Genomic DNA, 8797 nt, shown 5'->3' with positions numbered 1-8797 from the left:
GCACCCGTAATGAGTCGCCAGCGTAGCTCAGTTGGCTAGAGCAGCTGATTTGTAATCAGCAGGTCGTGGGTTCGAGTCCCTCCGCCGGCTCTTTTGTAAACCACCTAATTTTTATTAGGTGGTTTTGTGTTTATAGCAATAATTACTTACATGATATTCTTTTAAATTGATTGTTATTGTTACATTTGAAAACTAACACTAACATCTATTAATTATGGAAGAACAAACTACCGTTGAAAATTTAGATTTACAAATTACTACAACTGCCAAAGATTTATTAGCTGAAACTGCAAAATGGGCTTATTATTTGTCTATTCTAGGATTTATTGGCGTAGGATTTATTGTCTTGATTGCTCTAATTATAGGGATAACCTTTGCTGTTGTAGGAAGTACTAGTGGTTCAATGGGGTTTTTAGAATCGTCAATGGGTTTGGGTGTTGCATTTATTTACATTTTGATAGGAGTACTTTATTTTTTTCCGATCTATTACTTGAATAAGTTTGCTTCAAATGCTAAACTGGCTATAAAAAATAATGATACGGCTGCTTTAACCCTTTCATTTGAGTATTTGAAATCACATTATAAATATATTGGAATTATGACCTTGGTAGTTTTTTCATTATATGCACTACTTATTATAGGAATGGTGTTTACGAGGCTATTCTAGCCTTTTTAAGTGATCATTTTACATTATTGCGGCTTGCCAATATTTTATAAGTCAACTATAATTAAACGCTGGACATTAACTTTTGATAACAGACTGTAGCTGTATCTTTGAATAAAAGACATCACTTTTTTAAAGAACTTTTGTTTTAGGTAATATTAATCAGCTTTTTTAAAACACATTTCAGGAAAGTCATAAAAAAAACTGCCCAAAAAATATCTTTTAGGGCAGTTTAAAATGTTTTAATACTGATTATGTCTATTCTTGTTTTTTCAATGAGCTTACATATTTTGTTAGCTTTTTTCCATAAAGAGATTGAGCAACTTTTGGGGACATTGATTTTTGAATGGTATCTAAATATTTAATGTTGATATCGTATATTTCAGATAAGGCAATGTAAGGAGCAACTTCATAATCTCTATTATTTAAAGCAAAATTTGTAGCAAATAAATACCTTCTTTTCAGATTAGAATCTTGCTTAGCACTTAAACTGTCTATTTTTTTGTTATTTTGGGTTTTAATTGCGCTGAATTTCTTTTGGATTAACTCTAAGTTTTCTTCGTTAAAGCGTGTTTTTATTAATTTGTATTCTTCAAATACATCATTGTTTTTTGATCCAGTTATTTTGGCACCCATTAGATAATTATCAAGATTGGTGTCTATTGTCATGTTACCTGGTTCAGCAAAAAAAGAAAGGTTGTTGTCTAATGAATTACTTACGCCTCTATCAAGGAATAAATATAGCATTTCTGGTGATTCTAAGTTGATATGACTTTCGAATGAAGCATTTCCATCGATATTTATGGTGTCTAAAGGAACTAATGTAGTATCTAGTATTCTTTGTAAGTATAGAGTTCCTTTCTTTAAACCTTTGATGTTTCCTGTGATGTGTAGGTTGCCTTTTGCATCTTCTTTATTACAAGAGGATAATAATGCTAGTGTAACAAGAGCAAATATTGTTTTTTTCATGTTGATATTGATGTTGTGATTAAATAGCGCTGTATATAAGCGTTGTACAGCGGTTTTGGTTTCATTGTTATTGTGGCGCAAAATAAAGAAAAATGTTGGAATGCTGTTGTGTTTTTTTTATTTTACAAAAAAAATCCTAATTTATTTCTAAATTAGGATTCTGTTTAGTGAGTTAAAATTATTATCCTTTTAACCATGCTTGTTTTAGTGTGGTTTTAGATACATCTGTAGCTTTGAGTTCTTCCTTGTCTTCGTAAGGAAGTTTTACTTTTCCTTTGATCACTTGTTCTACGCCGTTACGTTTAATTTTTACAGCAACTGAATCATCCTCTTTCCATTTTTGGCTATCCGTTATCATTTCGTAAATATTAGTAAGAGAGTAAGCTTTGTCATTGATGGCAAGAATGGTGTCGCCTCCCACAAGTCCTAAAGTGCTGTAAAATACATTAAGTTCTATGTTTGGGATGATACTAATTTCCTTTGTTGCCTGGTCTACGGTAATGTACGGAACTTGACCTTTAAGGAATACATTTGCTGGAACTTTTTCAGAACTTTTTAAAACACCTACTTTAGCTAGAAAAGATTCGTAAGGAATAGGAGTAGGGCCTGCTACATAGGTCTTTAAGAAATCACCTACTTCAGGATACGTAAATGAAGTTATTTTATCAAAAAGTTCCTGGTCATTAAATGGTTTTGCAACGCCATATTCAACAGATAATTTTTGCATTAAATCCAGAACGCCTCTTTCGCCATTGCTTTTTTCTCTGATGATGATATCCAAACACATACCTATAAGTGCTCCTTTTTCGTATACATTTAAGTATTGTGCTTTGTAAGGCTCTGTCAAAACGTTGGCACTCATGGTTGTAAAAGGCATGGTGTCATTTAGTTTTTTTGAATTTTCAATTTTTTCAGCCATTCGCGTGTAAAATTCTTCTTCAGTAATCAACCCTTGATTGATTTGGAAAAGATTTGCAAAATATTCTGTAATGCCTTCATACATCCATAAATGTTCGGACATTTTTGGGGTATTAAAATCAAAATAGTGAATTTCTTTAGAGTGAATTGTTAACGGAGTTACAATGTGAAAAAATTCATGTGAAACTACATCTTTCATTGCTTTTACGAGCTCAGCCTTAGGCATGGCCTCTGGCAGTACTACCGTGGTTGCTGTAGGATGTTCTAATGCACCAAAGCCTTTTGCATCTGTAGGAGTCATACTTGATAAGTACAGCAATACAGTGTATTTTTTTGTAGCATTTATTTTTCCTAAAAATGTTTTTTGAGCAATCATCATGGTTTTCATGTCTGGAGTAATGCTTTCAGCAGTCACTTTTCCATTTGGAGAAAAAACACTGATTAATATTTCCATCCCATCAACAGTAAATGCAGTATAATCTGGTTTTGCATACATGATTGGGTTTTCTACAAGTTCTGAGTATCTCGGGGTATTAAATACGTCATTTGTTGTGCTGTTGTCAAGATCTTTCATAGATGTAGCACCCCACAACGATTCAGGATGTGAGACTGATAAGGTATATGATATGTCTTTTTTATTATCAAAATAGCCTACAAATCCGTGCATGTTCAGCATGAAATTTTTACCTGCATCAATATTTGTTCCTGCTGGAGAGAAAACATCATTTTTACCAAAACCACCACCTTTTTCAGTGTCAAAAGTATCATTAACAAGGTATGTTATTTTACTTAATGTAGTTGCGTTTTGAATGTTCCAAGTATTGTCATCCGTTTTGGTAACGGTAAGTTGACCGCCTTTGCTATCAAATGCCTTGAAATCTTCAATATATTTTCCGTAATCATCTATGGAGTAAGTACCCGGAATTATTTTTGGGACACTGTATGTGATTTCGTTTGTTTTTATTTTTGGAGCAGCAATTGTTACTAACACCTTGTCCTCTTTTACATTGTTAATGTCAATTGTTACATTAACCTCTTCTTTTACAGCAGATGTTGCTGTGGTACTTGTTGTTTTGCAACTCCACAGCATTGTTACAACTGCTAAGGAATAAATTATTTTTTTCATTGAGTATATATTATTTAAAGCAATTAGTCTGCTTGTTCAGGTTTTTGTTACAACTTTAAATTTTTAAGAAAAGAAAGTATTTCATTCAGTAGCTGATTGGAATTGGCTAATTCTGGACTATTGTAACTAGCTCTGTTTGCAATATCATCACCCGTTATGTCTTTTAATACATGATTCATATTATTTATGAGTACTAGCTTAGCCTCGGGTTTTGCTTGTTTAAGTAGTTGAGCATCCGTAACACTTACTTGTAAATCTTTCGTGCCATTAATTATTAAGATGGGTATTTGTAGTTTTTTAATTTCATCTTGTGGTTGGTATTTTAACCAAGAAATCATGTAAGGCTGCACGCTAGGTCTAAAAAAGGAAGTGAGCATTTGGTTTTTAAGCTCAAATGTTTTGCCGGTTTTTAGGATCTCTAAATTTTGTTGCACTTCATCTTTTAAAAATGGTGCTTGTAGTGCAATTTGGTCTAGAATAACAGCATCAATGCCTCGTCCTGCACCAGCTATTGAAATGTAAGCGTTTGTGTTTTGGTTTGCAGCTACTAATCCTATTAATGCGCCTTCACTGTGACCTATTATTACTATTTTTTTGTATTTTTTTTCATTTTTAAAAAACTGAACCACATCGTTGGCATCTGTAATAAAGTCGTTAAATGACAGCGAAGCTTCATCTACTTTTCCTGTCTGCGCCATAGCAAACATCCTTTTGTCATAACTGAAGGCGTGGATGGCTTTAGTAGCTACACCTTCGCATAAAAATTTCAAGGAATTATTGACTAGATTTCTTTGGTTGCCGTCTCTATCTGTTGGACCAGAGCCGGCAATAATAATAACTAGAGTTTTACTTTTTGAAATTTCATTAGGTGTGTATAAAGTTCCTTTTATCAAAGGATTGACGTCAATGACAGAGGTTGTGAAATTCTTATTTTGAGCAAAGCAGCAGGACCATAATGCAGAAAAAAGTAGAGTGTAGATACATTTCATTTAAAGATTGTTTAGTTGTTGTAGTGCCAGCTGTGGATTTTGCACTTCAATGAAGAGTTTTTTGTAATAGTGCTCTCGAAGGGTAATTACGATTGCATTTTTTTTATTGGATACATCCCAAAAATTTCTTCCGTTTTTGTAAAAAGTACCTGCTGCAAGTAACCCTGGGATTTCTGTTCCGGGCATACGCAATCCTTTCCAGAATGTAATCTCAGACTCATCCTGATAGGCTTTTACTATGTTCTCTTTGGGAATGGTTAGTTTGCTTTGAAGGCTCCACAGTTTGTGCCAACCCATTATTTCGAATGAAATGGTTTTGTTTATTCTTGTAACTGCTACCCTATTTTTTGAATTGTAAGCAAACAAAAAAACTCCCGTAAATCAGGAGTTTCGTGTTTTAATCTAGTTTGTTTTTGATATAATATTTACCATCCAAATCTTCGTCAAAATCATCAATTTTAAGAGGTTTTGGTTTTGGTTTATTTGCAGTAGCTTTCTTTTTCCACATTTCAAATTTTTCAGCAGGCATTTTCTTTTTCATGATTTCGAGAATCTCTTTTTCTGCTAAGCCAAATTCTTTTTTAATGATTTCAAAAGGATTTTTTTCTTCTAAAGCCATTGTAACAAGTTTTTCTGTTTGCTCCCAGTTTAATTCTTTTCGGTTACTCTTTTTCATCACGTGAAAATTAATTCAAATAAGTTGTAAATGGTTAATAATGTAGATTTCTAATTTATTACCAATATTAAGAAAAAAATCAATTGATTTTACCAAAACTGCATTTTTTTTCTTGTTTCTAAAATATTTTTTTTAAGTATTTTTTGATGTTTATTTTTTATTGCATTTCTGTTGTGTCGTAAAAAATCCGTAGACTAGATTTGTTGAAACAAATTTTCTATATTTTGCCTAACTATTATTGATAAAGTGTATATAAATTTGTAGTTCAATGATTGGTTATTTGCTTCTTTATTGCTAAATAATTACCCTAAAAGTAAGGTTTATTCTGGGTTCTACAGGTTTTGCAGTTTTTGGAATTTGATGTTTCCAGAAATGTTGTGTACTTCCTTTCATGAGCAGTAAACTCCCGTGTTCTAGTAAAAGGTTTAGTTTTTTATCCTTCAAAAGATTGTGTTTCATTTGGAAATTTCGAGTTGCACCAAAACTTAAAGAAGCAATTATAGGATTGATTCCCAGTTCTTTTTCATTATCAGCATGCCAACCATTACTGTCTTTTCCATCTCGATATTGATTTAAAAGAACGGTTGTAAAAATAGTATTGGCGGCAGCCTCCACTTGTTTTTTTAGTTTTTGCAACAGCGCATTCCAAGGGTGTGGCTGCATGGTAATATTAGAATAGGAGTAGGGCTTCCCTTCATTTCCATAAAGTGCAGTCAATCGTGGTTGCGGGTGAACTTTTCCGAAAACGCGAATGTCATCTTGCTGCCATGGGATATCTTGAACTAGGCTCAGGTAGATTTCATTGGCTGTAGCCAAATCAAAAAAGGCAGGGTAATACGTGATTTCAGCATCTGGAACCTGAAATTGTATCGGTTGTTCCTGATTTTCAAAAAAGGATTCCATAATTTTACGTATATTGATATGCCCAAAAAATCAATGCAAACTGCAAAGGTAATCTCAGGAACAATACCCATTTTGGTAATCCCATGCTAGCTTTAGGATCAAAATACATGTAAATATGAGTAGGAAAAATGGCAATTAACAAAGCAATTACGCCCCATGCAGCTGCGTTTGACAGCTGCGGTATACATAATGTTATACCAAGAATAATCTCGGCTAATCCACTGATGGCGTTTAGCGCTTTGGGTTTTGGGAAATAGGGCGGAATGATTTTTAAGTATAATCTAGGATTCCTAAAATGGTTTATTCCTGCAATGAAATATATAAAAGCCATTCCGTACAAATGCCAAGGTAAATTCATGATAAAATTGTTTATTACGAATTTAGAGAAAAAAGCCCAATTAAAGCTAATTAGAATCAAATAGTCTTTACAAAGTCTTTTTGAAGTTGATATTCATAATCACAATTGCAATTATAATCAAAATAATGCCTAACCATTGCAAGCTATTTACTGGTTCACTCAATAAAAAATAGGCCATTAGCACAGATACAGGAAGTTCTAATGCGGATACAATACTGCCTAGTCCGATACCTGTAAGTGGGAATCCAGCATTGAATAATAAAGGTGGAATGATAGTGCCAAAAAGCGCTAATACAATACCCCATTTAAGAAAAATATCAAAGTTAAAGGCACCTGTTTGTGTAGCTATAGCAAACCCAGTAACAATTACCGCTCCGCCAAGTAGCATATAAAGACTGCGTTGTGCAGATGAAATTTGAGTAGCTACTCTATTTGCAGTGAACATGGTAGTGGTGAAGGAAGTGGCAGCCAAGAGTCCTAAAACGATACCACGCCAGTCTAGATCTACTGTACTTTCAATTAAATTTGTAGCCAAGGCGGTTCCTGCAAGAACTATTAAAACCGATATTATTTTTTGTGTTGACGGTGCTTTTTTTTCTAAAATCATTTCAAATATAACACCCATCCAAACGGTTTGCATCAATAGCACAATAGCAATTGATACCGGTATGTATTTTACAGCTAAATAATAAAAAACACTGGTCATACCTAGTGAGGTTCCGGCAAGCATTAATTGGGTAATGTTTTTTGTAGATGCTTTCACAACCTCAGTCCCTTTTTTTGATTTTTGAAAAGCATTTATCAGTAGCATTCCTAAAATTCCATAGGTGAATTGTGCAATGGTTACCTCAGGAGTTGTAAAGCCTTCACCGTAAGCAATTTTTACAAACGTAGCCAACATTCCGTAGCTAGTAGCACCGAGTCCCACAAGGAATACTCCCTTTAAAATACTATTTTTCATCATTTTTGTTCAATTTTTAAAAGCGGGCAAAGATAGTTTTTTAAAGTGATTTACAGCGTTTTTAAAAAAGTCCTTTTAATTCAGGGTTTCTTATCCCAATTTTAACGGGATCAAACTCCATTTTTTGTTGTAAAAGCGATGCATATACACTCCTAAAATCGATTTCATGTTTTAAATCTCCTCCGTCTAAGTCTTGTAAATTAGGGTTGTTACCAATTATTGTTCCTTTATTGCTTCCGCCAATGACAAATAGAGGTGCAGCAGTTCCATGATCTGTTCCTTTACCATTGTCTTTGACGCGTCGGCCAAATTCAGAAAAAACTACTATAGTAACGTTCTCTAACAACTCCGCTTTCTTTAAGTCTTGGTAAAAACTAAATACAGCATCATTCAGTTCTGTAAGTTTGTTGTTGTGAATTATAAGTTGGTTATCATGCGTGTCAAAACCATTCAGTGAGGTATAATACACTTTTGAGTTTAGATTTCCTTTAATCAAGCGCGCCATCCATTCTAGATTTTTGGACAAACCAGTTTTAGGATATACCACTTCAGCGGGAGCTCCTTTTTTAAGGGCATTTTGTATCTCGTCAGCACCTTCAACTACGGAGTTTGCTATTTTTCTAACAAAGTCTAATTGTGGATTTGTTGCTAGTTTAGAGTTGACCTCCATTTTGTTTCCAGCAAGAAATCGGTTTGGATCTTTTACCGTGATCGAATTAGGTTCGTCACCTTTGAGCGCTAAGTTGTCAATAGTATCAATGTTTATCCCTGCTGTAGGCTGATGATCCTTACATTGTAAATCTAAGAAACGTCCTAACCAACCGTCATTTAAAAACTCTTGATTTGTAGGAGCTGTTTGCCAAATTTCCTGACTTCTAAAATGAGATTTTACAGGATTTGGGTACCCAACATTTTGGATTACAGCTAAGTCTCCACTTTGTTGCATTTGTGCAAAGTTTTTTAAAGCTGGATGAAAACCCATTCCTTGTGCTGACTGGAGTATTTCATTTTTTGAAATTGCAATTTTTGGACGAAAGTCATAATACATCATATCCTGATACGGAATAAAGGTGTTTAAGCCATCATTTCCGCCGTTGAGTTGAATAAAAACTACACATTGCTCTCCAGTAATTATACTTTTTTGTTTTCCAAAAGAATATAAAAAATCTGGTAAAAGCAGAGTTCCTGCAGTAAGAGTACCTGTTAAGTTTAAAAAGTTTCTTCGGTTCATAA

At 33.7% G+C, this 8797-nt stretch carries 10 protein-coding genes and 1 tRNA gene; 2 read left to right on the top strand and 9 right to left on the bottom strand.

Features of this window, described 5'->3' with window-relative positions; translation table 11 throughout:
* Positions 1-16 precede the first annotated feature (16 nt).
* Positions 17-90 (top strand) — tRNA-Thr (locus FJV36_RS09275).
* Positions 91-214: 124 nt separating this feature from the next.
* Positions 215-667, top strand: coding sequence for a hypothetical protein (locus FJV36_RS09270; protein WP_158727750.1), 453 nt, complete (start codon positions 215-217; stop codon positions 665-667).
* A 255-nt stretch (positions 668-922) separates the two neighbouring features.
* Here FJV36_RS09270 and FJV36_RS09265 read toward each other — a convergent pair whose 3' ends face one another.
* The 9 genes from FJV36_RS09265 to FJV36_RS09225 all read right to left on the bottom strand — a co-directional run bounded on the left by FJV36_RS09265 (position 923) and on the right by FJV36_RS09225 (position 8795).
* Complete coding sequence (locus FJV36_RS09265) at positions 923-1633, bottom strand: DUF4369 domain-containing protein (protein ID WP_158727751.1); 711 nt, start codon at positions 1631-1633, stop codon at positions 923-925.
* A gap of 181 nt (positions 1634-1814) precedes the next feature.
* Positions 1815-3677, bottom strand: coding sequence for a peptidase M61 (locus FJV36_RS09260; RefSeq protein ID WP_158727752.1), 1863 nt, complete (start codon positions 3675-3677; stop codon positions 1815-1817).
* Positions 3678-3724: 47 nt separating this feature from the next.
* Positions 3725-4666, bottom strand: a complete 942-nt coding sequence (locus FJV36_RS09255) for an alpha/beta hydrolase (RefSeq protein WP_158727753.1) — start codon at positions 4664-4666, stop codon at positions 3725-3727.
* Positions 4667-4963: a hypothetical protein gene (locus FJV36_RS09250; RefSeq protein ID WP_158727754.1), complete on the bottom strand. Its 297-nt coding sequence runs from the start codon at positions 4961-4963 to the stop codon at positions 4667-4669.
* Between the two features lie 100 nt (positions 4964-5063).
* On the bottom strand, positions 5064-5342 hold the full coding sequence (locus tag FJV36_RS09245; protein ID WP_158727755.1) for a DUF2805 domain-containing protein: 279 nt from the start codon (positions 5340-5342) through the stop codon (positions 5064-5066).
* Between the two features lie 294 nt (positions 5343-5636).
* Positions 5637-6245 (bottom strand): alpha-ketoglutarate-dependent dioxygenase AlkB, encoded by a 609-nt coding sequence (locus tag FJV36_RS09240; RefSeq protein ID WP_158727756.1) that lies wholly within the window; start codon positions 6243-6245, stop codon positions 5637-5639.
* Between the two features lie 4 nt (positions 6246-6249).
* Positions 6250-6603, bottom strand: a complete 354-nt coding sequence (locus tag FJV36_RS09235) for a DoxX family protein (RefSeq protein ID WP_158727757.1) — start codon at positions 6601-6603, stop codon at positions 6250-6252.
* Positions 6604-6670: 67 nt separating this feature from the next.
* A complete protein-coding gene (locus FJV36_RS09230) occupies positions 6671-7567 on the bottom strand; it encodes a DMT family transporter (RefSeq protein ID WP_158980880.1) in 897 nt (298 codons plus the stop codon).
* 58 nt (positions 7568-7625) lie between these two features.
* Entirely contained in the window at positions 7626-8795 is a 1170-nt protein-coding gene (locus tag FJV36_RS09225) for a DUF1501 domain-containing protein (protein ID WP_158980882.1), read from the bottom strand.
* Positions 8796-8797: the final 2 nt, after the last annotated feature.

The organism is Flavobacterium sp. I-STPP5a (assembly GCF_009764685.1).
Taxonomy (GTDB): Bacteria; Bacteroidota; Bacteroidia; order Flavobacteriales; family Flavobacteriaceae; genus Flavobacterium.
This window is presented reverse-complemented; position numbering and strand designations above follow the sequence as displayed.

Coding starts and splice junctions, on each gene's coding strand:
- FJV36_RS09270 (WP_158727750.1), top strand. CDS start 215: ATGGAAGAACAAACTACCGTTGAAAATTTAGATTTACAAATTACTACA.
- FJV36_RS09265 (WP_158727751.1), bottom strand. CDS start 1,633: ATGAAAAAAACAATATTTGCTCTTGTTACACTAGCATTATTATCCTCT.
- FJV36_RS09260 (WP_158727752.1), bottom strand. CDS start 3,677: ATGAAAAAAATAATTTATTCCTTAGCAGTTGTAACAATGCTGTGGAGT.
- FJV36_RS09255 (WP_158727753.1), bottom strand. CDS start 4,666: ATGAAATGTATCTACACTCTACTTTTTTCTGCATTATGGTCCTGCTGC.
- FJV36_RS09250 (WP_158727754.1), bottom strand. CDS start 4,963: ATGGGTTGGCACAAACTGTGGAGCCTTCAAAGCAAACTAACCATTCCC.
- FJV36_RS09245 (WP_158727755.1), bottom strand. CDS start 5,342: ATGAAAAAGAGTAACCGAAAAGAATTAAACTGGGAGCAAACAGAAAAA.
- FJV36_RS09240 (WP_158727756.1), bottom strand. CDS start 6,245: ATGGAATCCTTTTTTGAAAATCAGGAACAACCGATACAATTTCAGGTT.
- FJV36_RS09235 (WP_158727757.1), bottom strand. CDS start 6,603: ATGAATTTACCTTGGCATTTGTACGGAATGGCTTTTATATATTTCATT.
- FJV36_RS09230 (WP_158980880.1), bottom strand. CDS start 7,567: ATGATGAAAAATAGTATTTTAAAGGGAGTATTCCTTGTGGGACTCGGT.
- FJV36_RS09225 (WP_158980882.1), bottom strand. CDS start 8,795: ATGAACCGAAGAAACTTTTTAAACTTAACAGGTACTCTTACTGCAGGA.